The organism is Psychrobacter sp. P2G3, from assembly GCF_001593285.1.
Lineage (GTDB): Bacteria > Pseudomonadota > Gammaproteobacteria > Pseudomonadales > Moraxellaceae > Psychrobacter.
Window position 1 is genome coordinate 2975376 of sequence record NZ_CP012529.1, and the last position, 26012, is coordinate 3001387.

General features: G+C 41.9%; 22 protein-coding genes. 12 read left to right on the forward strand and 10 right to left on the reverse strand.

Annotation, left to right across the window (positions count from 1 at the left end):
* Positions 1-352: 352 nt before the first annotated feature.
* Entirely contained in the window at positions 353-1948 is a 1596-nt protein-coding gene (locus AK823_RS12155; protein ID WP_068329532.1) for an FAD-dependent oxidoreductase, read from the forward strand.
* 142 nt (positions 1949-2090) lie between these two features.
* On the opposite strand, the gene AK823_RS12160 is transcribed toward AK823_RS12155, so the two are convergent.
* Positions 2091-2783: a TIGR00730 family Rossman fold protein gene (locus tag AK823_RS12160; protein ID WP_068329533.1), complete on the reverse strand. Its 693-nt coding sequence runs from the start codon at positions 2781-2783 to the stop codon at positions 2091-2093.
* 568 nt (positions 2784-3351) lie between these two features.
* Between AK823_RS12160 and AK823_RS12165 the strand changes: the two genes are divergently transcribed.
* Positions 3352-4197, forward strand: a complete 846-nt coding sequence (locus AK823_RS12165) for an alpha/beta fold hydrolase (RefSeq protein ID WP_068330329.1) — start codon at positions 3352-3354, stop codon at positions 4195-4197.
* A 47-nt stretch (positions 4198-4244) separates the two neighbouring features.
* Here the strand turns inward: AK823_RS12165 and AK823_RS12170 are convergent, their stop codons facing one another.
* On the reverse strand, positions 4245-4931 hold the full coding sequence (locus AK823_RS12170; protein ID WP_068329534.1) for a DUF3820 family protein: 687 nt from the start codon (positions 4929-4931) through the stop codon (positions 4245-4247).
* 221 nt (positions 4932-5152) lie between these two features.
* On the opposite strand from AK823_RS12170, the gene AK823_RS12175 reads away from it, so the two are divergent.
* Entirely contained in the window at positions 5153-5743 is a 591-nt protein-coding gene (locus AK823_RS12175; RefSeq protein ID WP_068329535.1) for a M23 family metallopeptidase, read from the forward strand.
* A gap of 68 nt (positions 5744-5811) precedes the next feature.
* On the opposite strand, the gene phoR is transcribed toward AK823_RS12175, so the two are convergent.
* The 3 genes from phoR to dtd form a co-directional block, all read right to left on the reverse strand.
* Positions 5812-6912 (reverse strand): phosphate regulon sensor histidine kinase PhoR, encoded by a 1101-nt coding sequence (gene phoR, locus AK823_RS12180; RefSeq protein ID WP_068329537.1) that lies wholly within the window; start codon positions 6910-6912, stop codon positions 5812-5814.
* Positions 6913-6974: 62 nt separating this feature from the next.
* On the reverse strand, positions 6975-7679 hold the full coding sequence (gene phoB, locus AK823_RS12185; RefSeq protein WP_068329539.1) for a phosphate regulon transcriptional regulator PhoB: 705 nt from the start codon (positions 7677-7679) through the stop codon (positions 6975-6977).
* 153 nt (positions 7680-7832) lie between these two features.
* Positions 7833-8288 carry a D-aminoacyl-tRNA deacylase gene (gene dtd / locus AK823_RS12190; RefSeq protein WP_068329541.1) on the reverse strand — a complete coding sequence of 152 codons (456 nt, stop codon included), beginning with the start codon at positions 8286-8288 and terminating at the stop codon, positions 7833-7835.
* Positions 8289-8409: 121 nt separating this feature from the next.
* Between dtd and asd the strand changes: the two genes are divergently transcribed.
* Positions 8410-9249 (forward strand): archaetidylserine decarboxylase, encoded by an 840-nt coding sequence (asd, locus tag AK823_RS12195; RefSeq protein ID WP_068329544.1) that lies wholly within the window; start codon positions 8410-8412, stop codon positions 9247-9249.
* 115 nt (positions 9250-9364) lie between these two features.
* Here the strand turns inward: asd and AK823_RS12200 are convergent, their stop codons facing one another.
* The 4 genes from AK823_RS12200 to fadB all read right to left on the reverse strand — a co-directional run bounded on the left by AK823_RS12200 (position 9365) and on the right by fadB (position 14453).
* Positions 9365-9967 carry a DUF1287 domain-containing protein gene (locus AK823_RS12200; protein WP_228138867.1) on the reverse strand — a complete coding sequence of 201 codons (603 nt, stop codon included), beginning with the start codon at positions 9965-9967 and terminating at the stop codon, positions 9365-9367.
* Positions 9968-10066: 99 nt separating this feature from the next.
* On the reverse strand, positions 10067-10642 hold the full coding sequence (locus AK823_RS12205; RefSeq protein ID WP_068329546.1) for an isochorismatase family protein: 576 nt from the start codon (positions 10640-10642) through the stop codon (positions 10067-10069).
* A 251-nt stretch (positions 10643-10893) separates the two neighbouring features.
* Positions 10894-12066 carry an acetyl-CoA C-acyltransferase FadA gene (gene fadA / locus AK823_RS12210; RefSeq protein WP_068329548.1) on the reverse strand — a complete coding sequence of 391 codons (1173 nt, stop codon included), beginning with the start codon at positions 12064-12066 and terminating at the stop codon, positions 10894-10896.
* A gap of 227 nt (positions 12067-12293) precedes the next feature.
* Positions 12294-14453: a fatty acid oxidation complex subunit alpha FadB gene (gene fadB / locus AK823_RS12215; protein WP_068329551.1), complete on the reverse strand. Its 2160-nt coding sequence runs from the start codon at positions 14451-14453 to the stop codon at positions 12294-12296.
* Between the two features lie 722 nt (positions 14454-15175).
* Between fadB and AK823_RS12220 the strand changes: the two genes are divergently transcribed.
* From AK823_RS12220 to AK823_RS12230, 3 genes are all read left to right on the forward strand, one after another.
* Entirely contained in the window at positions 15176-16246 is a 1071-nt protein-coding gene (locus tag AK823_RS12220) for a polyprenyl synthetase family protein (RefSeq protein ID WP_068329554.1), read from the forward strand.
* A gap of 200 nt (positions 16247-16446) precedes the next feature.
* Complete coding sequence (locus AK823_RS12225; RefSeq protein WP_068329557.1) at positions 16447-17265, forward strand: DUF72 domain-containing protein; 819 nt, start codon at positions 16447-16449, stop codon at positions 17263-17265.
* 196 nt (positions 17266-17461) lie between these two features.
* A complete protein-coding gene (locus AK823_RS12230; protein ID WP_068329560.1) occupies positions 17462-18313 on the forward strand; it encodes a hypothetical protein in 852 nt (283 codons plus the stop codon).
* A 96-nt stretch (positions 18314-18409) separates the two neighbouring features.
* On the opposite strand, the gene AK823_RS12235 is transcribed toward AK823_RS12230, so the two are convergent.
* On the reverse strand, positions 18410-19039 hold the full coding sequence (locus tag AK823_RS12235) for a superoxide dismutase (protein ID WP_068038098.1): 630 nt from the start codon (positions 19037-19039) through the stop codon (positions 18410-18412).
* Between the two features lie 555 nt (positions 19040-19594).
* Here AK823_RS12235 and rdgB point away from each other — a divergent pair.
* The 5 genes from rdgB (at position 19595) to AK823_RS12260 (ending at position 26007) form a co-directional block, all read left to right on the forward strand.
* Positions 19595-20200, forward strand: coding sequence for an RdgB/HAM1 family non-canonical purine NTP pyrophosphatase (rdgB, locus tag AK823_RS12240; protein WP_228138951.1), 606 nt, complete (start codon positions 19595-19597; stop codon positions 20198-20200).
* Between the two features lie 411 nt (positions 20201-20611).
* On the forward strand, positions 20612-21955 hold the full coding sequence (gene tig / locus AK823_RS12245; protein WP_068038105.1) for a trigger factor: 1344 nt from the start codon (positions 20612-20614) through the stop codon (positions 21953-21955).
* A gap of 502 nt (positions 21956-22457) precedes the next feature.
* Entirely contained in the window at positions 22458-23093 is a 636-nt protein-coding gene (clpP, locus tag AK823_RS12250; RefSeq protein WP_203226545.1) for an ATP-dependent Clp endopeptidase proteolytic subunit ClpP, read from the forward strand.
* A gap of 191 nt (positions 23094-23284) precedes the next feature.
* Positions 23285-24559, forward strand: coding sequence for an ATP-dependent protease ATP-binding subunit ClpX (gene clpX, locus AK823_RS12255; protein WP_068329565.1), 1275 nt, complete (start codon positions 23285-23287; stop codon positions 24557-24559).
* A gap of 434 nt (positions 24560-24993) precedes the next feature.
* The gene (locus tag AK823_RS12260; RefSeq protein ID WP_082785724.1) at positions 24994-26007 is read left to right on the forward strand and encodes an SDR family NAD(P)-dependent oxidoreductase; all 1014 of its coding nucleotides are present in this window, start codon (positions 24994-24996) and stop codon (positions 26005-26007) included.
* The last annotated feature ends 5 nt before the right edge of the window (positions 26008-26012 follow it).

The window sequence follows — 26012 nt, forward strand, 5'->3', positions numbered from 1 at the left end:
ATTAATTTTGATTTTACTCTCACATCTAGTGAATCTTATCTATCTAATACTTGCTTATTCATTACTTGTCCACCCAATGCTAATCACAGCTATTCGTTGACAAAACTAATGCATCTACTTACTTATTTGCCATCATGTTGGTTATAGATTTTCGTAAAATAACGTCATGAAATACCAATACTCATAAATAATTAAAAGTATGACTATCACGATTCAATATAGACGTTGAACTTGTTGGTATCTGCACGCATATCAATACAAATAACGCATTTAACAAAATATATAAAAAGACACTCAACGAATACGCCGAGCATGACCTTATGCTAATGCTATCAAGGATATGACAACGACAATGACCCAATCTTTTATCAAAGATCAATCACAATCCGTCCAGCACGATGCTTTATCTTATACGCTAAAGAATACCGAAGCTACTAAACGCGTTGGTATTCTGGGCGGCGGTACAGCAGGAGCAACTATTGCTATTCGCCTAGCCGCTTTAGGGCTTGAGACTTACTTATTTGAAAAGAAAAAATCGCTTATCGATGGGCCGCCAATGTGTCATTTGCATGCTGGTGGCAATCTGTATCGTGAAATCCCTGATGAAGACTGCGTCGCACTTCTCAAACAATGTATCGACATCTTGCGCCTTTATCCTTATACGATTGATGTACGTCCAACGGTATTTGCAGTGCCGACTCGCGATGAAGGGTTGCCCGAAGATTTGCTACCGCGACTTGATATTTTAACGGACGCTTATCGTGAGCTTATTGCAAAAGATGCGAATAATAAAGTATTGGGCGAGCCTGAAAATTACTATCAGCTCTATAGTCACGAGCAAGTGCTAGAGCTGTCTGAACGTGAGCAAGTCGCAGTGCCTAGTACGGTCGATGAATGGATGATACCGGTTGCCAAGTATTTGGACTTAAACAAAGTCAAATTTCCGCTGATTGTCGTACAAGAATACGGTTGGAATATTTTTCGTTTAGCGGCCTCTGCACAGCTAGCGTTAGCAGAATATGACCATGCGCATGTGTTTACGGATACCCAAATCAAGCAAGTAATGCCTGTAGATTGCGAGAATTGTTCGAACGCTGATCACCATGTCACTAAGTGGCGTATTGACTACCAACAAGCGAGCGAGCCGCAAACCGAGTCTATCGAAGTTGATTATCTAGTTAATGCTTGCGGCTTTCGTACCGGCGTTATCGACGATATGGTCGGTGTCAAAGTCACGCGTATGGTTGAGTTTAAGTCCTCTTATATTACGCACTGGGATGATGCTGGCGGACAGATACCAGAGATTATTATCTATGGTAGTCGCGGTACGCCAGAAGGTATGGCGCAGCTCACCCCCTATCCGGGTGGCTACTTTCAGATTCACGGTATGAGTAAAGCGATTACCTTATTTAGTGATGGTTTAGTCGCCTCTAATAAAGGTAGCGCGCAGCCTAAGCTACCGCAGCAATATGTACATTATATTGAAGATGGTTGGGATAAAGCGCCGCTACAAGCACGTAGCCAGCAAGCGATTGAATATGTGGCTGAGTTTGTACCGACATTTCATAGCGCACGTACGGTCGGTAATGCCTTATATGGTGGGCAGCAAATTCCGGGGCAGGATGACACGCTGCGGGTGGCTGATGTAAGTCTGTATTCTAATATACGCTATGCGCGCGCAGAGAATGTCAAAGCATCCTCAACTTTGATTGCTGCTGATCAGATTGTTGATGAGCTGACAGAGCTTGGTTTAGTAGATAACGATACAGCTGCAAATCGTAGCCGCTACGCCCATAAATGGTCTTATCTTTTGCACAACGATAGCTTAGCGATTGACAAGGTTGCGCGTATATTGGCCGAAGAACGTGGGTTTCCACAGGCAATGGCTGGCGTTAATCGTAGTATTTGTGAAGCAACTTCAGCTGATTTGTCCGCTGTTAAAATATAGTATTTATCATTAGCTTGTAACTTTGGGAAAGGCATAAAAAAGGGAGCAGATAACCAGTCTTTGGTCACCTGCTCCCTTTTATTTTTTATCATAATCACTGATAGCATCGCTATTAATATTATAGCGTTCTACTCAGTTAGTTTTATAGAACTTGGCTCTCGGTTCCTGCCATTTTTTCTGTATCAACCGCATCGTCTATCGTTACTAATGTCTGTAACAAGTCAATCGCTTCGTTAATGGTATTGCAAACCACCAAACGATCGAGATCCTGCTGCTTCATAAAACCTTGCTCAGTAGTATATTTTAGGTGGTCAATCATACGATCATAGAAGCCATTGATATTAAGAATGATCATCGGTTTTTCATGTTGATATAGTTGACGCCATGTGGCGATTTCCATTATCTCTTCCAGCGTTCCAAGTCCGCCCGGTAAAGTGATAAAAGCATCAGCGTACTCTGCCATAACTGTTTTGCGCGTATGCATCGTGTCAGTCAAATGCAGACGTGTTAGCTGCTCATGAGCGATTTCATGTTTAAGCATAAAGGTCGGAATCACACCGACAGCCTGCGCCCCGCCTTTTATAACTTCGTCAGCTACTGCACCCATAAGACCGATGCTTGCGCCGCCATAAACCAAGCCCATACCATTGTCTGCCAAAGCACGACCAAGATCGCGTGCTGCTTGCTCATAGACATCACTATTGCCCAAACGTGAGCCACAATAGACGGCAACCAATGGCATAGCTAACGCTGATTTATCTACTGCTTTTTCAATATGAGCAATATCTTGACTGGTTAGTACTTCATAAGTGTCGTTGTTAATTTTCATTTGCATATAATGCCCTTAACTTTGCGTAAATTCTACGTGGATTATTGTGTTAAATTATTTTTGCTGATTTATTGATTTAGATCATTATTCTGCTTATGCCTTAGTTCAAATCTCTCTACATTATTTCGTTATGTTCAGAGCGTTGCTAGCGGTATATTGATTACGCATAATAAACATAAATGAAGTTCACGTCTATTTTCAGTTTTCTGGATATATATTTGATAAAAAATAACTCTGGCCAACAATGAGACTATTAAGTATCTTTTGTTTCATTCCTATTCGTCAGTATTTATCTTAACATAAGCCATGCTACCTAATAGTAGCAACGATTTATGACTATGACGCAATTGCCAAATTTTTTGTAAGTACTGATGAGTAAACTCACGCTAATAGCGTACTGTTTATCAGTAATTACTACTGACTAATAAAATAACAAGTTCATTAAGGTATAACGATGCTCAACAACCAAGTACCATTCTCTTCAAATCAACAAGACAGTACTACTGCTATTCATGTTGATACTGCAACGAACGATCAGCCCAATACTAATATTGATACTTATTCACTGACCATAATGACTGATCGTAATCGAGCGCTAGCAGCCACTGTTTATCGTCCTAAACAAGCATTAAAAACAGCGGTCATGATAGCGCCAGCTACTGGTATTAAACGCCAGTTTTACCATAATTTCGCTAACTTTTTAGCAGAGCATGGCTTTGGGGTACTGACCTTTGATAATGAAGGTATCGGCGAATCGCTTACAACCGATTTGGCTAAGTGCGATGCATCTCTTATCAGTTGGGGACGTCACGATATGCCAGCCGTACTTGATGCCCTGCAAGATGAGTTTACCGATGCTACTCATCACTTAATTGGTCACAGCGCGGGCGGTCAGCTAATGGGTTTAATGCCAAACTATAAGGCTATCGCGTCCGTATTCAACGTTGCTTGTTCATCAGGCCGTATCAAAAACATGGATATGCCTTATAAACTTAAGGCAATGGGCTTTATGGATGCCTTTATTCCACTCACTAACTTGACGTTAGGCTACACCCCATCAGATAAAATCGGCATGGGCGAACCGCTACCGCGCGGCGTAGCTAGGCAGTGGCGCGAGTGGTGTAATGGCGCAGGTTATATCAAGACAGCCTTTGGCAAAAGCGTACACACCCATTTTTATGATGAGCTGAGCATGCCTGCATTATGGCTCGGCTTTAGCGATGATGAAATTGCCAATAGTAAAAATATGGATGACATGATTCGCGTATTTACCAAAATGCCAGTCGAAAAACGCTTCTTTGATCCGAAAGACTTGGGGCTAAGCAGTATCGGACACATGCGCTATTTTAGTAGTCGCACCAATGCTAAAGCCCCTGAGTTATGGCAGATGGCAGTTGATTGGCTAAATAAACAACAATAAATAATCTCAGTCTTTTTTTTAAATCCATTAAGCTCAAGCAAGTCTATTTAGTCTTTTGGATTTTTTACGGCTTCTGCCTTGACCCGCTTAGTCAAAGCAGAATAAAGCGACGGCTGCATATTATGAATATTACCCAGCATCCATTTCACATAGTTGATTGGCACGTCTTTAATCAGCTTGCCTTTATGTTTCCCAAACGGCATCTTACTCACAGGATTGGCTTTATTGGAAATAGCATGAGCCGCGGCAAAGTCAGTCGGCGCAATTTCTAAGCGCTCGCAGCAGGCTTGATAGAGCAAATAACACATGCGTGCATCACCTAGCGCATCATGAGCCGCGACCGTCATCCTGCCTGCCTCAGATTGTCCCAATAACTGCTCGATACATTTGGACTGTCCATAAAAACGCCATTCTGGAAAAGCCACGCGCGCTAGCCGCACGGTACATATAAGCTTGGCAGATGGGCTGCCAATTACTCGCCAATCAAAACGTACATTATGACCAATCAGGTACGTTGGTAACTCGAACTCTTCCAAATCAAAACGCTCAAGCCCAGCCACATCATCATCAGTAATGCCATGAACTTTAATCACGATTGGTGATATAGGACGACCGCTATTAAAATATTTCATCCACTCAAATCCAGTCATCACATTAATGGTCGCAACTTGGATAGGTCGTGGATCTCGACCTTGATCGGTTTCAGTATCGATAATAAGTGCAGTGTCAGTCATAGAGATTTGGCCATATATAGCAGCATTTATTTTTACATGGTATTTTATCTACGTGATGTTTTACGCAGAATTTTAAAGGAAAAGAAACGTTATGTTTATGGGGCTAAAAACCAAATATAACAGCTAGGTATAACAATGCGATACAAACGTTATAGAGCGAGACTCTTATAATATCAATTGAAATGAATGCAAAAACTTAATATAAAACCCAAGAGATGTCGATGCCAGCGAATCTAAATCAACAGCCACCCAAGCCAACGTTTTTGCGCCGTGCATTAAGCGTATTAATTAGAGCTGCTGTTTTATTGGTGCTATTGTTTGTATTAGACAAACTACTACCGAGCATCAGCCAACAAACACAGTCGTTTGTAGTAGCGAAATGGCAACAACTTAGCTTATTACAACAAGAACTGCCCACAGAAAACAGCCTACCCAGTCCGCTACCAGAACAGCATCTAACTGATACATGGGGCGCTGCACGTAGCCAAGGCCGTACGCATGAAGGTATTGATATTTTTGCAGCGCGAGGCACGCCGATACAGGCAACGACGCAAGGTATCGTCAGAAAAGTTGGTGAAAATAATTTAGGTGGGAAAGTAATCGTCATCGTAGGTCCTGGCGGCGCAGGACATTATTATGCGCATTTAGAAGATTATGCCGACATCTCACCTAATGACTGGGTTGATGCTGGCGATATCATTGGCTATGTCGGCGACAGTGGCAATGCAAAAAGCACACCGCCACATGTGCATTACGGTATTTATATCAATGGTAGCGCAGTTAACCCCTACCCATTTTTGCAAAAAGATTAGCGCGCATAGGTGTGTAAAACTGGCCAATACTAACGGCTGCTTACACATGGTAGAGATCGACTGTAGTATCAGTCCGTAGGCGCTGACCGAACATGGGCAGCTGGGAATACTGCACTAAAAGTCGAGCCTTTGCCTTCCATCGACTCAATTTGCAAGTTGGCATCATATTGATACAAGACGTGTTTCACAATCGCTAGTCCCAACCCGGTCCCGCCTGTGGCACGACTGCGACCACTATCAATGCGATAGAAGCGCTCCGTCAAGCGCGTAATATGCTGCGGCGCTATACCAATGCCATTATCTTCGACGGCGAAGCGGCAGCCGTCTGAGGTTCTAGTCCAGCTAATGGCTATATTGCCACCTTTTGGCGTGTACTTAATGGCGTTAATCACCAAGTTAGATAAGGCACTATTTAAGTACATCTCTGACCCATACAATCCATCATAGGTGTCTATCTGCAGGTGAATGCTATGATTATATTCTTGGTTATAGGCCTGCGCGTCATCATAGATATGAGTCAGTAGCTTGGTCATATCGATATAATTCAGCTCATGGGTTTCTTCGATTTCGATTCGAGAGAGCAGCAATAAGTCATTAACAATTCTATTCATCCGTGCAGTCTGCTGGGTCATCAGCTCAAAACCGCGCCGCCACTGCGATGGCATGTCGGGCTGATCTGAAAAGTTTTCGAGATAGCCCATGAGCACTGTTAGTGGTGTTCTGAGCTCATGCGAGACATTTGCCACAAAATCGCGGCGCATCTCCTCTAAATGATGCAAGCGAGTCACATCATAAATAATCAATAACTTCTCGTCACCAAAAGGCGTGAGCTCACATTTCAAATAACGCTTAGGGTCTCGCCATGACGCCATATGAACCCCATCGTTAGGTGTCGTCATCGTCTGATAGTACTGACGAAATTCAGGTACGGTAATGAAGTCAAAAATGCTCTTGCCCTGATCGGCTGCTTGCAATAATAGCAAATCCTCTGCGGCCTGATTCCACCACTCCAGACTATCATCATCATTCAGCAAAATTACTGCATCTTGTAGTGCCCGTAGTGAGCTTCTGATTTTCTTAAGTTGACCCAGCACTTCTTGCTGAGCAACTTGCTCTTGCTTTCCCTTTTCTTGCTTACTTTGTTGCTCGTTTTCCGTAGGCGTTATCATATAATTCATTATCCTTACGACTATCTACTGCGTTATGATTCACGTACCGTTTTTTAAAATGGTTATACTTTTTCAATGAGACTAGAGAACCGATAACCCGTACCACGAACGGTTTGAATTAAAGTATCGCAGTCGTGGGGCTTCAATAATTTACGTAAACGCCTGATGTGTACATCAATGGTCCGATCTTCAATATAGACATTACCGCCCCAAACCTGATCTAGCAATTGTGTCCGCGTATAAGCACGCTCTGGATGGCTCATAAAAAACGCCAACAGCCTATATTCTGTTGGACCGATATCAACGATCTTATCATTAGCTGTAACGCGTTGGCCTTTGGGGTCTAGGCTCAGTTTACCTATTTCGATAGGCTTATCAGCACTCAGCGCACTACTACGACGCAATACCGCTTTAATTCTTGAGATTAATTCACGTGTTGAAAAGGGCTTGGTCATATAGTCATCAGCACCAGCATCAAGGCCATGAACCTTACTATCCTCTTCACTTTTGGCCGTCAACATAATGACCGGTATCTCAGCGAGCAATTCATCACTTTTGAGCATGCGACAAAAATCAATGCCGCTTTTATCTCCGGGTAACATCCAGTCTAATAAGATCAGCGCAGGACGATGATCCACCACTTGTTGATGCGCTTCTGAGACATCAGCTGCCTGCAAACTATCAAATCCGGCCATCTCCAATGTCATCACAACCATCTCACGAATCGCTGGTTCATCTTCGACAATCAAAATCTGCTCATTATACATACGACAACCTTATTATTAAGCATTGGTAAAAGCTATATGGTACGGAAAATTCAGGGTGCAAAAAAGGCGATAAACATTCACTAATGTCTGCTTATTAAACGGATTAATTATGACAGTTTAATGACAATTAGAATCTAAACCATTTTTGGTGATTCACATCACCTCTAATAAAAAGTTCAGCGGCCCATCATTGATACTTTCAACCTGCATATCAGCAGCAAACTGACCAGTTGCAACATCAAGGTGTTGGGTCTTAGCATAAGCGACTAATTGCTCAAACAGTACTTGTGCTGCATCAGGCGCCATCGCGCCGCCAAAATCAGGGCGACGGCCTTTGTCTGTCTTCGCCATCAAAGTAAACTGCGGTACCAACAACAACCCGCCCCCTACCTGCTGCACGTTTAAATCTAGCTTGCCATACTTAGCTGGATCATAATGATTATCAAAAATACGATAAGTCAGGATTTTATCGATCATCCGCTTTGCATTCTGCAAGTTATCGTCATGCCCTAAGCCAATATATGCCAGTATTCCGTGCTCAATTGAGCCTATACAACATTCATCAACTGTAACACTAGCACGATTTACCCGCTGAATAAGTGCTTTCATAGATTACCTCCTTAAACAATTATGGTCATACGATTGAGTGCTGACCATGATAAAATACAAACACTTCTTATTATTTTCCAGCTCTATCTTCTCATCTTAATTATTATTCTGGTAACCCGTTATGACTTTATTTACCACTATCCAGCAGTTTGTACCGCAGCAAAAGATCAGCAAAGTGGCCGGACGTTTAGCCGCCAGTCGTCATCCTATAGTTAAACGCGCCTTTATTCGTAGCTTTGCCAAAGCTTATAACGTAAAGCTGGATGAATATGAACGACAGAGCCTCAACGCTTACGAAAGCTTTAATGACTTTTTTACTCGTGAACTCAAAGATGATGCTCGTGCTGTTGATACTACCATTCATGGCATCGCAAGCCCTGCTGATGGCATAATTTCCCAGCTCGGTCAGATAGAAGACCACAAAATGTTACAGGCTAAGGGTCGATACTACGACATCGGACAGCTACTTGCTGATAGTGAGGATGGCAGCTATTTCGCTGATGGTAGCTTTGCCACTGTCTATCTAGCTCCTAGCAACTATCACCGCGTACACATGCCATTTGCGGGCACTTTGACTAAAACTCGCTATGTGCCTGGCACACTGTTTTCAGTCAATACTACCACTGCCGCCAATATTCCTGACTTGTTTGCACGCAATGAGCGCTTGGTTTGTATGTTCGATACGGCATACGGTAAAGCAGCAGTTGTAATGGTTGGAGCGATGATTGTCGCCGGTATCGAGACCGTAGCGACAGGCAAAATTACGCGTACTGATGATATTCAAGAAGCTGATCATGACATGAAACTTGAAAAAGGCGATGAACTTGGCCGTTTTTATTTAGGTTCAACCGCTATTGTCATATTGCCCAAAGCTGCAAAAGCTGACTGGCAAGATAACATGATGGCTAATAGTTTGGTACAAATGGGTCAGCTGTTAGGTATGGCCAATACTGACAAATAAAATACCACTAAAAAACCCAGTCAGTAGCAAGTATTTATTGCTATTGACTGGGTTTTATTTTTCTTATAGATTTACTGTGCTTTCCGAGAACGTCATACTAAAGTTATCGTCTACGTTAATAACGAAAGTGCTTAGTAATAGGATAAGCAAAAAGGATATTCTCTTCTTGAGTACCGCTTCCGATGTTATGAATAATTAGCGGCGTACCATCGGCGGCCTTCTTATCTGAGACGATACCAATATGCGGCAAATTGCCGTCTGGTAGTCGCCATGTCACAATATCTCCTGCCAAAAAACTGTCTTTATCAGTGATAGATAGTGATTTACCATGACGCTCAAAAAACACTTCAAGGTTGGGCACACGGCGATGATCGATGTTTTTATCTGGTGATTTTAGACCCCAAGTCTTTGGATATTCCGACCAATTTGACTTCATGTCGTGATTAACTAGCTGCTGTAAATCTATATTTTGTAAACGATAAGCGCGCACAATTACATCGGTACTTATGCCCGTATCCATTGGCACATCGCCGCGTGGAAAGTCCATTTGACGATAGGCAGGATCATAGCTAACTGTCACTCCGATCTGTTTTTTTGCATCCAGCGCCAGCTTATTTCCACTACTAATAGGGCTGGCAGCCATCACCGGCTGTATCATCATCACTGAGAATACAACTGCTAAGAGAGGTTTTAAACCGTACTGCGTTAGCCTATTCATCCTTTGTGCCTTGTATTATTTATTTTGTGTTGAATAACATCTGATTAGGCAATTCATTATATAGCTCATTTAATAATAGTTATCTTTAATAATAATTAGCTACTTAATCAGATTACTAATGGTCTTAAAGGCCGGATCTTTACTAGTGCGACATAGCTCAAACAAGACAGTCTCAACAGTAGTAATGACCCCACCTGCGCGGCGAATACGCCGTATGGCTTGTTTTTTATCGTACGGAAAGCGCGACCCTACAGCATCGCCGACAATTACTGGTTGCATACCATTATCTAGTAAATCTAACGCCGTCTGCATGACACACACATGCGTCTCAACGCCAAATAGTAGAACGATACTACGATTTTGTTGTGCTAAATAATGCCATGAATCATCGTTGTCGCAAGCACTAAACGTAACTTTTTCAAAACTTTTAGCGTTATCACCTTCTAAAAGCTCAAAAATCTCAGGCAACGTACCACCGAGCCCTTTTTTATATTGCTCATTGAGCATAATAGGAATACCAAGAGCCTGTAGACCTTTAATTAATGTTGATATTTTTTTGACGATGTTCTCGTGATCGTAGATATGTGGCGTTAGACGCTCTTGTACATCAATAAGCATTGCTTGCGTGTTTTCGCGGGCAATGCGGTAGGTACGATCGGTAATCATAGTGGCCATGTTAGGTACACTCCTTGTACGCTTGCAGCAGGTCGCTGCAGACTAAATTGTTAGTTTATAATTATTAGATATACTCTTATTTAGTCATATTTCGTTCAATGCGTCAATGACCATCCTCTTTATTAACAACTTACGAACGTTGTGTCATAGAGGCTTCATTATTATTTACTAATAAAAAAGCCTCCAATCATCTGACTGGAGGCTTCTTCTAAAATGCTGAAATCTTGCAAAGCTACTACAAGTTTAGAAAATTAAACACGCTCAATAATCGTAGCGATGCCTTGACCAAGACCGATACACATCGTCGCTAGACCGATTTCAGTATCTGACTGCTCCATGGCATTTAACAAGGTAACCGTGATACGAGCACCCGAACAGCCTAGTGGATGACCTAATGCAATTGCGCCACCATTGATGTTGACGATGTCTTGCTTGTCCGTCAAGTTCAAGGCTTTAAGAACTGACAAGCCTTGCGCTGCGAATGCTTCGTTTAGCTCGATGGTTTGCATATCATCGATGCTCATGCCAGCACGCTTAAGTGCTTTGTTCGTGGCAGGTACAGGACCGTAACCCATGATAGCCGCATCACAACCAGCGACTGCCATGCTACGAATACGAGCACGAGGCTTCAGACCTAAATCTTTGGCTTTTTGTGCGCTCATTACTAGCATTGCTGACGCACCATCAGATAATGCAGATGAGGTAGCAGCAGTCACTGTACCGCCTTTAGGATCAAAAGCTGGACGTAGCTTTTGCATTTGCTCCATCGTCGCATCTGGGCGAATTACTTCATCAACGGTACATAGTTGCAGACGACCAGTCGCATCATGACCTTCGATACCGATGATTTCATTATCAAAACGACCTTCAGTGGTCGCAGCCCATGCACGGCGATGAGATTCAAGACCAAAAGCATCTTGCTCTTCGCGGGTGATGTTGTTCATACGACCAAGCATTTCCGCAGTCAAGCCCATCATGTTTGAGGCTTTTGCATAATGCTTTGACGCTTCAGGGTTTAGATCAACACCATGCATCATGCCGACATGGCCCATATGTTCAACACCACCGATGATGAAAACCTCACCTTGGTTAGTCATGATTTGAGCTGCAGCAGTGTGTAGCGCCTGCATAGAAGAACCACATAGACGGTTGACTGTTTGGCCGCCAGCGGTCTTTGGAATACCAGCCAGCAGACCGATATTACGACCGATATTCAAACCTTGCTCTAGGGTTTGGTTGACACAGCCCCAAATGATGTCTTCGACGTCGCGTGTGTCAAAGTCGTTACGCTCAACCAATGCACGTACTAGCTCAGCAGATATGCTATCAGCGCGAACGTGACGGAACATACCGTTTTTAGTTTTACCCATTGCTGAGCGTACGCCATCTACGATGACCACATCTTTTGGACTTAAAATTGTCATACTATCTTCCTTTTCAATTTTTATTGTCAGTGTTGTCGATCTAATTTGGCTTTATACTCGTCAATCTCGTTACAGGTACGATGCGTATCTCTGCATATAATCAGACTGTATTAACCTTCAATCAAACCGACTAAAACGGTACGTTTGCGGTCAAAGCTATCGATATAGCCATTGCTATCCGCTTCGCCAGCAAACGTACTGCACTTCATCTTAGTAATGACTGCCCATTACGCCGTGGCGTAAAAAGTCTCGCCTGCTGCTGCCATGTCGCGAATTTTTTGCGGGGCTTCATAGGCTTTGCCAAGGTGCGCGTATTTTTCACACAGTGCCAAGTAGTTATCTAGACCCATTTGGTCGATATAACGGCAAGGACCACCGCGGAATGGCGGGAAACCAACGCCCATAATCATCGCCATATCCGCTTCAGATGGCGTGCTGACGATGTTGTCTTCTAGACAGCGTACCGTCTCATTACAGAAAGCTAGCATGGTACGGTCGATTATCGCTTGATCCTCAAACGTTTGCTTGTCGCTATCAGTCGTCGCTTTTAATAGCTCATAAGTCGCTTCGTCAGCCACTTTCTTTGGCTTACCACGCTTGTCTGTTTCATACTTATAGAAACCAACGCCGTTTTTCTGACCTAAACGCTCGTTCTCATATAAATGCTGAATCGCACCTTTATAATCAGGCTTCATGCGGTCAGGATACCCATCTGCCATGACTTCTGCACCATGGACACCAGTATCTAAACCGACGACGTCGATTAGGTAAGCAGGACCCATCGGCCAGCCAAATTTTTCCATAACTTTATCGACATGAACAAAATCAGCGCCTTCTTTCAATAGCAAATCAAATGCGCCAAAGTATGGGAACAATACACGGTTCACTAAGAAACCTGGGCAATCATTCACCACAACTGGCACTTTACCCATCTTAGAGGCTAAAGCAACAGTAGTAGAAATAGCTTCTTCAGATGACTTCTCACCACGAATGACCTCGACCAATGGCATACGACTCACAGGGTTAAAGAAGTGCATACCGACGAAGTTTTCTGGACGCTCTAGTGCTTCAGCTAAGAAAGTAATAGAAATAGTCGAGGTGTTTGACGCTAAGATACAATCGTCTTTTACTAGACCTTCTACTTCTTTTAGTACCGCACGCTTAACGTTCGGATTTTCTACGACAGCTTCGATAACGATATCAGTCTCAGCAAAGTCACCATAGTTAAGGGTTGGACGGATACGGCTCAAGGTTTCGCCCATTTTGGTTGGGGTCATTTTGCCGCGATCAACCATCTTTCCTAATAGCTTGCTAGCTTCGCCCATACCAAGATCTAATTGCTCAGACTTGATGTCTTTCATGATGATTGGCAAGCCTTTGCTCGCTGCTTGATAAGCAATACCGCCGCCCATGATACCAGCGCCCAATACCGCTGCTTCATTGATTTCATGTGCTTGCTTGCTATGTTGCTTCGCTAACTTCTTAACCAATTGATCGTTTAAGAACAGACCCACTAAGCTTTCTGCTTGTGGCGTTTTGGCCGCTTTAGCGAAATAAGTCGCTTCTACTTCGATTGCTTTATCACGTGGCAGATTTACATGCTTTTCAATTGCTTCAATAGCAAGCGCAGGCGCTGGGTATTGCTTAGGATTGGCTTTGGCAAAGATCATACCTTTTGCACTGTTAAACGCCATCGCTTGCTCAAGCTGATTTAACTTAACAGGCACCAGTTTCTCTTCACGCTTCGCTTTCCAATCAAGCTCACCTGAGATACATTTTTTGACTAGGTCAATCGCCGCATCTTGCAAGTCATCAGCAGGTACTGTCGCATCAACTAGGCCTAATTTTAGTGCATCAAGCGCTTTTTTAGGTGCACCAGTTGCAATCAATTCAAGAGCATTATCGATACCAATCACACGTGTACTACGAACCGTACCACCAAAACCTGGGAAGATACCCAGTTGAGTTTCTGGTAAACCGATAATCGCTTTGTCACTCATGACGCGATATTCGCAAACTAAGGTCATCTCACAACCACCGCCAAGCGCCGCGCCATTGATAGCAGCTACTTTCGGGAACGGTAAGTCTTCAAAGCGATTAAAAGTATCGTTAATACCAACGACCCACTCTTTAATCTCACTTTCTGGCTTCTTAAATGAGCCGACGAATTCAGTGATGTCAGCACCAGCGATAAAGACGCCTTTGCTTGAAGTCACGATAAGACCTTTGACGTCATCAGACTTTTCAAGTGCACTGACCGCTTCAGTAAACTGCTTATTGGTCTCAGCATCAAACTTATTCACGCTCTCATTTTCGGCGTTGTACTGCATATTGGCGATGCCATCCTCTAGCATTGTCACCGTGATGCGATTTCCTTGATATACCATTTCAAACTCCTTGCTATGTAATAAAAACTATTTGATAAAAATCAAATCATAAAAGCTACGTTTTAGAATTAAAATGAATAGCTCGTTGCTGTTAATAAAACGAGTAAAAATACTGTCAACTTGCAAGCTTGTAAACGAATAACTTGCTAAATTGAGCAGTGATGATGTCTTTATTATCCCGCGCTCACTGACATGGCGCATCGTTATTATCCTAATTTTTTGCTTCGATATAAGTCTAATGATAAATATATTCAATCAAACGTAAATTTAGACGCAGGTTTAATCCGTAGCAGGTTCATTCCATAATAGTAACTTAACTACGGGGCTTTTGTACCATTAGACCATTTTGACGTCATTTAGTGTAGGGGATTATGCCCCCGACTGTCACAAGCTAATGCCAGACTCACAAGTCACTATTAAATTATTAGCTGGTGAACCGCTACCTAGTAAATCAATAGCTGACATTTTCCTTATGACAAGTCTGTTTTATATATCAGTCAGCTTATAGGTTATTCTTACAGTTAACATCATTAATCAACATTACAGTCAACACTTTATAAAAACACATTCAACCTACAAGTTAAATCACCAATACGTAACCAAAATAGAACAGCGCTTAGCGTGTACGTACAAGCCGTATCAGCTATCATGCTACACTAGCTTGTTATTCGTTTATTATTCACATCTTTTCTATTTCTATTCACATGGTGGTTGGTTGAGTTATGTCTGTTTCTTCTGCGCCTCTTTTTGTGCCTTTTACCAATTTTGAGCAGTTCCATAGCACGTTGCGCGCGCAATTAGCGCAAGATATCGAAGTACTGTTTGCCTATGCAAGCCTACCAAATCCACTCAATGACGCTTGTCGCTATGTAATGACGGGGCAAGGCAAATTGGTGCGGCCTTTATTGGTAGCTAGTAGCTTCATTAGTATTGATGCGAGTATTAGTATTAGTACAGATATTGATATAAGTGTCGATGTAGGCAATCCCTCATCTGACCCTACAAATCTGACAGACCACTTGATAAGTGCTGATTTAGAGTCGTTGTTAGAAAACGACTCAGATTATGATATGTGCCGCCGTGCTGCATTGGCTGTAGAGCTACTGCATACTTACTCACTGGTACATGATGATCTACCATGCATGGACGATGATGAACTGCGCCGTGGTCAGCCAACTTGTCATATTGTGTTTGACGAAGCCACCGCTTTACTGGCTGGTGACGTGCTGCAAACACTCGCTTTTGAAGTATTAACGGCCGAACTTCCAACCTTTGCACCTTTTGATTCAAACATTGCCAGCCAGTTATTAGCCGTATTTGCTCCGCGCGCTAGGCGTATGGTATCTGGTCAAATGCTTGATCTTAATGCTGAAGCCAGCGCTAATATTTTACAAGAAGACTTAGAGGCTATCCACCGTGACAAAACAGGCGCGTTAATTGAAGCCGCTATGCTGATGGGCGGAATTTGTGCTGGCGCGACCGCTCCGCAGCGTATGGCATTACAAGAATGCGCGCAGCATATTGGTCTAGCCTTTCAAGTCCAAGACGATATTTTAGACGTGACGACCTCCACCGACACTTTAGGCAAGCCTGCTGGTAGCGATGAGAAGTTGGATAAATCTACCTATGTAAAATTAATGGGTGTGGATGCTGCAAAAAGTTACGCACAATCCTTATTTGACGATGGACGCGCAGCCATCAATCGTGAGTTGAAGAGTCGCGAACTTGGCGATAATGAAGACAATAATGCGTTATTGGCATTGATAGAATGGTTGTGGTCGCGTAAAAAATAATACAGTCAACTCAATGTAGAAACGATATAGCATGACTGGTATGAATTTTTTGCAGCCTCTGTCAGCGTAGGCACAGCAAGCTAGAAAAACTCATACCAGTCGTACGTCATAAAACCATGTATCTGTTTTATTTGATCTTGACTATAGATGAAAAACTCCGTTAAAACTTTAATCATCAAAAACAGCTAAGAGTGGTCAACATGGACAGTACCCCTACTCCTACTATTTACCTCGGCACTGGTGGTTATAGCGATACTGACTTATTAGGCACGCTGTATCCAACAGGCACTAAAAAGGCTGACTTCTTACGTGAGTATGCCAAGCAATACGGCGCGGTAGAAATTAATAGTACCTTCTACGCGCCTATTGGACAAAAAGCCTTTGCTGGTATGGTCAATAAAGCGTACGTGCAAGCAGACAGTCAGTTAAAGTTTGCCGTCAAGCTGCATCAAGACTTTACTCATGCACGTAAAGGCACTGCCGAACATGCACAAGCTTTTCTTACTGCCCTCACCCCACTTATCGAAGCCGATTGTCTAGCACCATTATTACTGCAATTCCCACATGGATTTGATCGTACTCGCGAGAATCGTCTTTATCTTGTCAACCTGGTTAGTTGGTTTCAGGATTATCCGCTGGCAGTCGAGTTTCGTCATAACGGCTGGCATACTCCGCAAGTGGTCGATAGCTTTAAAGAACAAGGCTTGATTTGGTGTAGCGTTGACTATCCCAAAGTCAGTGGTCTACCACCGTCTCGACTGATATTTACCGAGCGTACTGGCTACCTGCGTATGCATGGTAATAATCTAAACTGGTGGGATGCGATGAGTGCAGCCGATCGTCATGATTATCGTTATAGCGAGATGGAGATGCAGGATTGGGCGCAGGCGATTGCCAATCAGCGTCAGCATTTTGATACGCTCTATATTTTCTTTCAAAACACCGTCAATGCGCATGCGTATTATAATATTGCGATGCTGCGAGAAGCGTTGGGTAGGTTTGGGTTTGAGGTGTTGTAAATTGTATTTATTATCACATGATTCATCACTTAAAAATGGTTTAAGGTCATTAATGTTTCCTTTAAATTCTTATTAAACCAAAATAATATAACCTCATCTTGATTAGTAAACGATAGTTCTCATATACGTATGGACTATAGTATATAAAGTAAGGTAAATACGTGAATCAAAATATTATTAAAGGAGTGTTTATTAAATGATGCTAATGGACATATCATTTTCATGTGAATGTGGTGAGCGGATAAAAGAAACCGTTTATGTACCAGCACCTAATTTTATGGCTGAACAGAATAAAGATAGTGGCAGTGAACATTATGAAGAAATCCATTGCGATAAATGTCACAAAGAACATGAAATACTTGTAGTAAACACCTTTTCGGGAGCTGATTGTTATGTAACAAGTGATGGAAGTACCGATGTAAGTTTTGGAATGCCTTACTTTCCAGAGTCAGATTATAATGATGATGAGTTAGCATGGATAATGCAAAGCGAAACTCAAATCGAAATTTTTCAGAATCATATAAAAAGTGTTGAAAAAATTCTTGAGGCTGACATCGATGCAGAAGCTTATTTTAGCCTATTAGTCATGCTGTATGGTCACGTGGTTGCAGCAGTAGAAGCCTATCTATCTTCTACTTTTATACATAAAGTGACTAACTCTGAAGAATTAACTAGGAAGCTTATTGAAACTGATCCTAAATTTTCAAATATGAAATTTACCCTTAAAGAAATTTTTGAAGAACAAGAAAAGCTGAAGATTACAGTTGCTAATTACTTAAAAGACTTGATATTTCATGATCTCAAAAAAGTAAAACCTATGTATAAGGACGTTTTGGATTGTGAGTTTGGTGATATTAGTTGGCTATTTAAGGCTGTTATAATTAGACATCATTGTGTACACCGAGCAGGTTATGACAAAGAAAACACTAAAATTGAGCTATCAGTAGAGATATTGAGGGAGTTAGTTACTAGAGCACAAGACTTGACTTCTCTAATTGAAAGTAAATTACACCCTACCTCTCTTACTGAATTTGATCTCTCTTTCTGAAATGGAGATTTCTTTGCTTTCAAATATATAAAAACCACAAAAAAAGGACGCCTCTCAGCGTCCTTTTTTATTAATCAAATACTTAAGTATTAAAGATTACTCTTCAACGCCAGCATCTTGACCTTTATATTTAGCGTTTGCGTAGTCCCAGTTCACTAGCTTATCTAGGAACGTGTCAACATAGTCAGGACGACGGTTACGATAATCAATGTAATACGCATGTTCCCACACATCACAAGTCAATACCGCTACTTGACCATGTGCCAGTGGCGTATCAGCATTAGCAGTTTTAGCGATAGACAGTTTGCCGCCTTCTTTATCAGCAACTAACCATGCCCAACCAGAACCGAACTGCGTTAACGCTGCATTTTTAAACTCTTCACGGAACTTATCATAGCTACCAAAATCTTCTTCGATTTTGGCTTTTAGATCGCCAGTAGGTTCGCCGCCGCCATTGTCTGGCGTCATGCAGTTCCAATAGAACGTGTGGTTCCATACTTGCGCTGCTTGGTTAAACATACCTTGCTTGCTGTCATCTTTTGACGTCGCTTCGATGATTTCTGGCAATGTTTTGTCTTCTAGACCAGAACCTGGTAGCAAATCGTTTAACTTGTTTACATAGGCAGCATGATGCTTATCATGATGATATTCTAACGTCTCAGCGCTGATATGCGGCTCAAGTGCGTCTTTTGCATAAGGTAGGTCTGGTAAAGTAATCTTTGACATAGTTATTTTATCCTTGCTTATTTGGCCACTCGTATTTTGTTTATCTTAAAGACAATACACAAAACACCGAGCTAAATTGGCTGGGTTTATTGTTAATGAATGAACGTTATTGCTTGATGAGCTAGTCCCATCAGGATGAATCTAAAGGCTAATTTAAACAAATTAGCGTAAGCATTGTTATTCACTTAAAAGCCAAGTGATTGACTTAAAAGCTATTATTAACTTTAAATTCACAAGCTATAAGCTATAATTCACTGTAGCTTGCCAGCTATTATAGCAACACATTAGGACAATATCAGTTACCGAATGTTATAGTCCCTATTTATAAGGCTTTAAACGCTAAATACTGCGAATAAAGGTAACTATTTTCCTTAACTCTTATTATTAATTTTCAGTATGAATAACGCAACTGTTTTGAGCGAAAAAGGTTATGCGATAATATAGTCAGCATATTAGAGCCTTTAAACTTTCTGAAACCTAGTCAGTTTCATCAAACAATAACGGACATATCTTATGAGCTATGCTTCATCATCACCCGAATCTACTCAAAATCACATGCCAAAAAAATGGGTGCTCGCCAGTAATAATAAAGGCAAGCTTGCAGAATTTAAAAGACTGTTCGCTGAAGCCAACTTAGACGTTACTATCGTACCGCAAGGGCAGTTAAACATTGATGACGCTGTCGAGGACGGCTTAAGCTTCGTTGAAAATGCCATTATTAAGGCACGTCATGCTAGCCGAGTCAGTGGATTACCTGCTATTGCCGATGATTCAGGCTTATGTGTTCCCGTATTGGGTAATGCACCGGGCATCTACTCGGCTCGCTATGCAGGTGAGCACGGCAATGATGCCAAGAACAACGCCAAGCTCGTCACTGACTTGCAGCCTATCCGTGATGAGCAACCAAATGCTCCTATTAAAGGCATGTTTGTTTGCGTACTAGCAATGGTACGCCATGCTGATGATCCGCTACCGATTATCGCACAAGGCTTGTGGCACGGTGAAATCTTAGATGCACCGCATGGTGATGGTGGGTTTGGTTATGATCCACTGTTTTGGTTGGCAGATATACAAGCGACAGCGGCAAGCTTAAGCGCCACTGATAAAAATAGCATCAGCCATCGTGGTCAAGCCATTCGGCAGCTATTACAACAGTTGTAACTATTTAGTTATAACCATTGATAGTCAGTACAATTAGTAGTTTTTATTAATATAAGTTTCTCAGTGTTAATTTTTAGTATAAGTTTATTAGCGATTTTGCCTACCGCCTATCGTGACAGATAGCTTTTACTTTAATTAACAGATAGATTATACTGTTCTACTTTTAAAATTTTATCGAAAGAATCCGGTTATCTCTACCATTTATGAAAGAGCAATGGTGATTGAAGCGCATTAGGTAGAGAACGCTAGTGATTCACTCTCGATATTGGATATCAGATATGGTTATTTGCTCTATCTGATTATCGAGATATAAGTATCGAAAACCCTATTCATTCCAATGGCAATCGACATAACCCGTACGTATTTTGAGGTGCGATTGCCTGTTATTTTAATCATAAAGGTGTAATCAACATGGCTACAGATTTACAAGTCACAACCAACAAGCTGTCGGAAAAAGAAACTCAGCTGACTGTGAAAGTTCCTGTCGAAAAAATTCAAAACAAAGTTGAAGGTCGTATTCGCCAAGTTGCGAAAACTGCCAAGATTGACGGTTTCCGTAAAGGTAACGTCCCTATGTCGCATATCCGCTCTCAGTATGGTGCTGGTATTCAACAAGAAGTTATCAACGATGTCATCCGCGATACTGTATTTGAAGCGATTAAATCTGAAGATATCCGTGCCGTAGGCATGCCTAATATTGACGATGTAAAACTTGAAGACGACTTCTTAGTTTATCAAGCGACTGTTGAGATCTTCCCAGAAGTTGACGTCCAAGGTATTAATGAGATCGAAGTTGAGCGTCATTCTGCGTCTGTTAAAGAGGAAGACGTTGACACCATGATCGAAAACTTGCAAAAGCAGCGTGAAGAGTTCGTTGAGAAAAAAGGTAAAGCTGATAAAGGCAATCAGGTTACTTTTGACTTTGAAGGCTCAATCGACGGCGAAAAATTCGAAGGCGGCTCTGCTGAAGACTTCAAACTAGTCATCGGTAGCAACCAGATGATTCCAGGTTTTGAAGCTGGCATCAAAGGCATGAAAGCTGGCGAAGAAAAAACAATCGACGTAACTTTCCCAGAAGATTATCAAGCTGAAAACTTGGCTGGTAAAGAAGCACAGTTCAAAATCAACGTAAAATTGGTTGAAAAGTCTAAGCTACCAGAAATCAATGAAGAGTTCCTTGAGCTATTCGGCGTAAAAGAAGGCGGTGTTGAGAAGCTAAAAGCTGACGTGCGCAAAAACATGGAACGCGAAATTAAAAACGCTGCCCGTAGCCAAGTTAAGCAAGCGACTTTTGATGCATTGTTAGAAAAGAACGAGTTTGACGTACCAAACGCTATGCTAGAGCAAGAAATCGAGCGTCAACGCAACATGATGATGCAACGTTTTTCTCAGCAGTTCGGTGCGAATGCTGAGAGCTTTGATAAAGACATGCTGCCAAACGAGCTGTTTGAAGAGCAAGCGCTACGTGCTGCCCGTCTTGGTATCATCGTTGCCCGTGTTATCGACACGCAAAAAATAGAAGTAGATCAAGATCGCGTTGAAACCTTCATTAAAGAAGCAGCAGAAAACTACGAAGATCCAGCAGAAGTAATTGAGTACTACACGACTGATAAGCAACAACGTGCAAACATTGAGTCTGTGGTTCTAGAAGACCAAGTGGTTGATTATCTAATCGAGCAAGGTAAAGTAACTGACAAAGAAGTTAGCTACCAAGACCTACTTGCTGCTCAGCAACAACAGCAACAAGCTATGTAATTTAGCGTTTTAGCGCTATTGGTTTAGAATGTATTATGAATGCCCTGACAACTTGTTAGGGCATTTTTATTCGTGGTTTATGGGCTAGCCCCTTGATAATTGTGCACAGACACCCTATCAATAGGGGACAATTCTTCATATAGTGGTTTAAGTAGTTATTGTGAACGTAGCTATTATGAAAGCACAGTTATTGAGCATTATTATTAAAGTTAACTGAAATTAGATACAGCCCAATAATTAAACCAGTTATCATAGTTCCAGTTGTTGTAATGAATCATAATTATTGTTGATTACAGCAAATTCATGTTGAGCAGAGTTTAATATTTTATAACACTTAAACACGATTATTATTCGATACGCTATTTAACGTACAGCTATTACACCGTATCATTGCAAAATCCTTAGCTCATTCTATATAACTATTTTATGCAATTATTTATTTATAGGACATTTTATGACAGATTATGAACGCATCACTGCTAACCCTCATTTCGATATGCTAATGAGTGCACACACTAATGTGCAAAGCGCTCAAAATACTCAAGGTGCTTTAGTACCGATGGTCGTTGAGCAATCGTCACGCGGTGAACGCTCTTTTGATATTTTCTCGCGTCTATTACGTGAGCGCGTTATCTTCTTGACGGGTCAAGTCGAAGACCATATGGCTAACCTTATCGTAGCGCAGCTATTATTCTTAGAAGCTGAAAACCCTGATAAAGACATTCATTTATATATCAATTCACCAGGCGGCTCAGTAAGTGCTGGTTTGGCTATCTTTGATACCATGAACTTTATCAAGCCTGAAGTATCTACCATTTGTATGGGCGGTGCTTATAGCATGGGTTCTTTCCTGTTGGCCGCTGGTCAAAAAGGCAAACGTTATGCGCTAGCTAATTCTCGCGTTATGATTCACCAGCCTTCAGGCGGTGCACAAGGTCAGGCAACAGATATCGAGATTAATGCTCGTGAGATTCTAAAAACTCGTGCGCGCTTAAACGAGATTTTGGCTGAGCGTACTGGTCAACCAGTAGAGAAAATCGAAAAAGACGTTGAGCGTGACTTTTGGTTAGATGCCAAAGAAGCAAAAGAATACGGTCTGGTTGATGAAGTATTAGAACGCCGCCCTGCTTCGTTGTAATAGAAGCATCTGCTTTGCAGCTATATAATATGAAGTTAACGATAATACCTTTTCCAAAAACTAAAGATAACGCGGAAGATGAGCGTAAGTACTACGCCTGTAGACTTCGCGAGTCTGACCAGTTTTAATGACTGAGTGTCTGCTTGTTTTTTGGGAATGGTATGAGTTTTAAATTTTAGGAGTGCCTGTATATGGCAGAAGATAACAACCCGCATTGCTCGTTTTGTGGTAAAGCCAAAAGCGAAGTTAAGCAGCTAATTGCCGCTGATGATGCCAATATCTGTAACGAATGCATTGAATTATGTACCGATTTAATCGCTGATAGTGCTACTGATGATGATTCTGATGGCGAGATTGATACCTCATGGGTCAATAAAAAACTGCCAACGCCTAAAGAGTTGCGTGCCAAGCTTGATGAGTACGTTATCGGTCAAGACGCTGCTAAAAAGGCGTTAGCTGTTGCCGTTTATAACCATTATAAGCGTCTAAAAGTCAGCCAAACCTTAGCTAATGACAGTAAAAAATCTAAGATTGGCGCTGACGATGCGATGGTTGAGTTGGCTAAGAGTAATATTTTGCTGATTGGTCCAACCGGTTCTGGTAAGACATTACTGGCGCAAACATTGGCGCGTCTATTAGATGTACCTTTTGCGATGGCGGATGCTACTACTTTGACCGAAGCAGGTTATGTCGGTGAAGACGTTGAAAACATCGTGCAAAAACTATTGCAAGCGTCTGACTATGATGTGAGTAAAGCTGAGCAAGGTATCATCTATATTGATGAGATTGATAAAATCAGTAAAAAAGGCGATAACCCGTCTATCACTCGTGATGTGTCAGGCGAAGGCGTACAACAAGCCTTGCTAAAGCTCATCGAAGGTACGGTAGCTGCTATCCCGCCACACGGTGGACGTAAGCATCCACAGCAAGAGCTAATTCAAGTAGATACCAGCAATATCCTCATCATCGTTGGTGGTGCATTTGCAGGTCTTGATCAAGTGATTCAGCAGCGTACTGAAAAAGGCGGTATTGGCTTTAATGCTGATGTGAGCTCAAAAGATGACAGCCGTCGCAGTTCAGACTTACTACAACAAGTTGAGCCAGAAGATTTAATCAAATTTGGTCTTATTCCAGAATTGATTGGTCGTCTACCTGTACTAGCTGCATTACAAGAGCTGGATGAAGAAGCCCTTAAACAGATTTTGACAGAGCCTAAGAATGCTCTAGTTAAGCAGTACAAATATCTGTTCGATATGGAAGGTGCTGATATTAGCTTTACCGATGAAGCGCTTGCTGCTATCGCCAAAAAAGCCATGGAGCGTAAAACGGGTGCGCGTGGTCTGCGCTCTATCGTTGAAAATGCCTTACTTGAAACCATGTATGAGCTACCATCAATGAAGAACGCAAAAACAGTAATGGTTGATGAGCAGGTTATCAACGAAGGTAAAACACCTAAAATTGCTTAATTTATTGTTCAATTAAGCCAGTTAATTATCATTAACTGGCTATCACTGTAGAAAAAGCGTCTAGCATATCGTGCTAAGACGCTTTTTTTATGTCTGTTTATTTGTCTTCACTGAATCCTCAAAATGTCCATTACACCGAAAATGACAGCTGCGTCTATTAATGATAAGTAGATAAAATTAAAATCATGCTAAGGTAGATGTTCTGTTTAAATTCTTATATTTAGCTTATGTATTCTAGCGTAAATTGCACGTTTGAATACCTACTATAGTCGATTCGCTTTAGAACCGATACAGTGCTGCTGGGATATATTTTGCGCAGCCTCTGTCAGCGTAGACACAGCAAGCAAGTAAAATTTATACCAGTAGCACGACAATATTGACGTATCGATTTTATTTCGAACTGACTACACCTATGATACAAAGGACTGTATATTATGCTTCGTAACCTGACCTCTATGGCGAGCTCATTACGCCAACACTTGCCTTTTTCATCCAATCAAGACCATGACATTGCTCCCTATTATCGCGATCATGTCGGGGCTATCACTGGTGCCGGCTCTGGCATGGGGCGCGAGATTGCCATTCATTTAGCGCAAATGGGCTGTCATGTCGCGCTATCCGATATCAATGCTGAGCAGTTGACACAAACCAAGGATTTACTCGTTGGTTACGATATAAAAGTGACCACCACAATACTCGATGTCTCAGACAATAAAGCGGTTGAAGCTTGGGCAGATGAGGTCATGAGCAATCATGGCAAAGTAAATTTTATCTTTAATAATGCAGGCGTGGCACTCTACTCTACCGTAGAGGGCAGTAGCATTAGCGAGCTTGAATGGGTAATGGATATCAACTTTTGGGGTGTGGTTTATGGCACTAAGGCGTTTTTGCCACTGATTAAAAACAGTGTGAAACAAAGCGAAATTGATTACAGTAATGGCAAAAAAAGCAAATCACGCCAGTTTAATGAGCATGGTCATATCGTAAATATCTCAAGCTTATTTGGTTTGACTGCTCAGCCTTCACAATCTGCTTATAACGCCAGCAAATTCGCTGTACGCGGCTTTACCGAAAGCCTGCGCCAAGAGTTAGATATCCAGCGCTGCGGCGTGTCAGCAACTTGTATCCATCCAGGTGGTATCAAAACCAATATCGCCAACAGTGCACGCGGTAATGACAGCATAAACGACATTGGCATGCGTACTGGCCCCAAAGCTATTAGAAGTTTTAATAAGTTTTTGAAATTTGATGCCAGCGAGGCCGCTTGGATTATCTTGCATGCTACCGCGACCAATCAGCCACGCTGTTTGATTGGTAATGATGCCAAGATGATAGATGCTGTACAGCGCGTATTTCCAGCGAGTTATAGTCAAATGTTAAACGATGTTAATAAGTTGTCTCGCAAGCTAAAACCGCGTCGCAATAAAAAACCAAGCATGGACAAATAATCTAT

Coding starts and splice junctions, on each gene's coding strand:
- fadB (WP_068329551.1), bottom strand. CDS start 14,453: ATGGTATATCAAGGAAATCGCATCACGGTGACAATGCTAGAGGATGGC.
- AK823_RS12160 (WP_068329533.1), bottom strand. CDS start 2,783: ATGCAAATGAAAATTAACAACGACACTTATGAAGTACTAACCAGTCAA.
- dtd (WP_068329541.1), bottom strand. CDS start 8,288: ATGAAAGCACTTATTCAGCGGGTAAATCGTGCTAGTGTTACAGTTGAT.
- fadA (WP_068329548.1), bottom strand. CDS start 12,066: ATGACAATTTTAAGTCCAAAAGATGTGGTCATCGTAGATGGCGTACGC.
- clpP (WP_203226545.1), top strand. CDS start 22,458: ATGAGTGCACACACTAATGTGCAAAGCGCTCAAAATACTCAAGGTGCT.
- AK823_RS12230 (WP_068329560.1), top strand. CDS start 17,462: ATGATGCTAATGGACATATCATTTTCATGTGAATGTGGTGAGCGGATA.
- AK823_RS12165 (WP_068330329.1), top strand. CDS start 3,352: ATGACTGATCGTAATCGAGCGCTAGCAGCCACTGTTTATCGTCCTAAA.
- AK823_RS12175 (WP_068329535.1), top strand. CDS start 5,153: ATGCCAGCGAATCTAAATCAACAGCCACCCAAGCCAACGTTTTTGCGC.
- AK823_RS12235 (WP_068038098.1), bottom strand. CDS start 19,039: ATGTCAAAGATTACTTTACCAGACCTACCTTATGCAAAAGACGCACTT.
- clpX (WP_068329565.1), top strand. CDS start 23,285: ATGGCAGAAGATAACAACCCGCATTGCTCGTTTTGTGGTAAAGCCAAA.
- AK823_RS12200 (WP_228138867.1), bottom strand. CDS start 9,967: ATGAATAGGCTAACGCAGTACGGTTTAAAACCTCTCTTAGCAGTTGTA.
- AK823_RS12260 (WP_082785724.1), top strand. CDS start 24,994: ATGCTTCGTAACCTGACCTCTATGGCGAGCTCATTACGCCAACACTTG.
- rdgB (WP_228138951.1), top strand. CDS start 19,595: ATGCCAAAAAAATGGGTGCTCGCCAGTAATAATAAAGGCAAGCTTGCA.
- AK823_RS12225 (WP_068329557.1), top strand. CDS start 16,447: ATGGACAGTACCCCTACTCCTACTATTTACCTCGGCACTGGTGGTTAT.
- AK823_RS12155 (WP_068329532.1), top strand. CDS start 353: ATGACCCAATCTTTTATCAAAGATCAATCACAATCCGTCCAGCACGAT.
- asd (WP_068329544.1), top strand. CDS start 8,410: ATGACTTTATTTACCACTATCCAGCAGTTTGTACCGCAGCAAAAGATC.
- tig (WP_068038105.1), top strand. CDS start 20,612: ATGGCTACAGATTTACAAGTCACAACCAACAAGCTGTCGGAAAAAGAA.
- phoR (WP_068329537.1), bottom strand. CDS start 6,912: ATGATAACGCCTACGGAAAACGAGCAACAAAGTAAGCAAGAAAAGGGA.
- AK823_RS12220 (WP_068329554.1), top strand. CDS start 15,176: ATGTCTGTTTCTTCTGCGCCTCTTTTTGTGCCTTTTACCAATTTTGAG.
- phoB (WP_068329539.1), bottom strand. CDS start 7,679: ATGTATAATGAGCAGATTTTGATTGTCGAAGATGAACCAGCGATTCGT.
- AK823_RS12170 (WP_068329534.1), bottom strand. CDS start 4,931: ATGACTGACACTGCACTTATTATCGATACTGAAACCGATCAAGGTCGA.
- AK823_RS12205 (WP_068329546.1), bottom strand. CDS start 10,642: ATGGCCACTATGATTACCGATCGTACCTACCGCATTGCCCGCGAAAAC.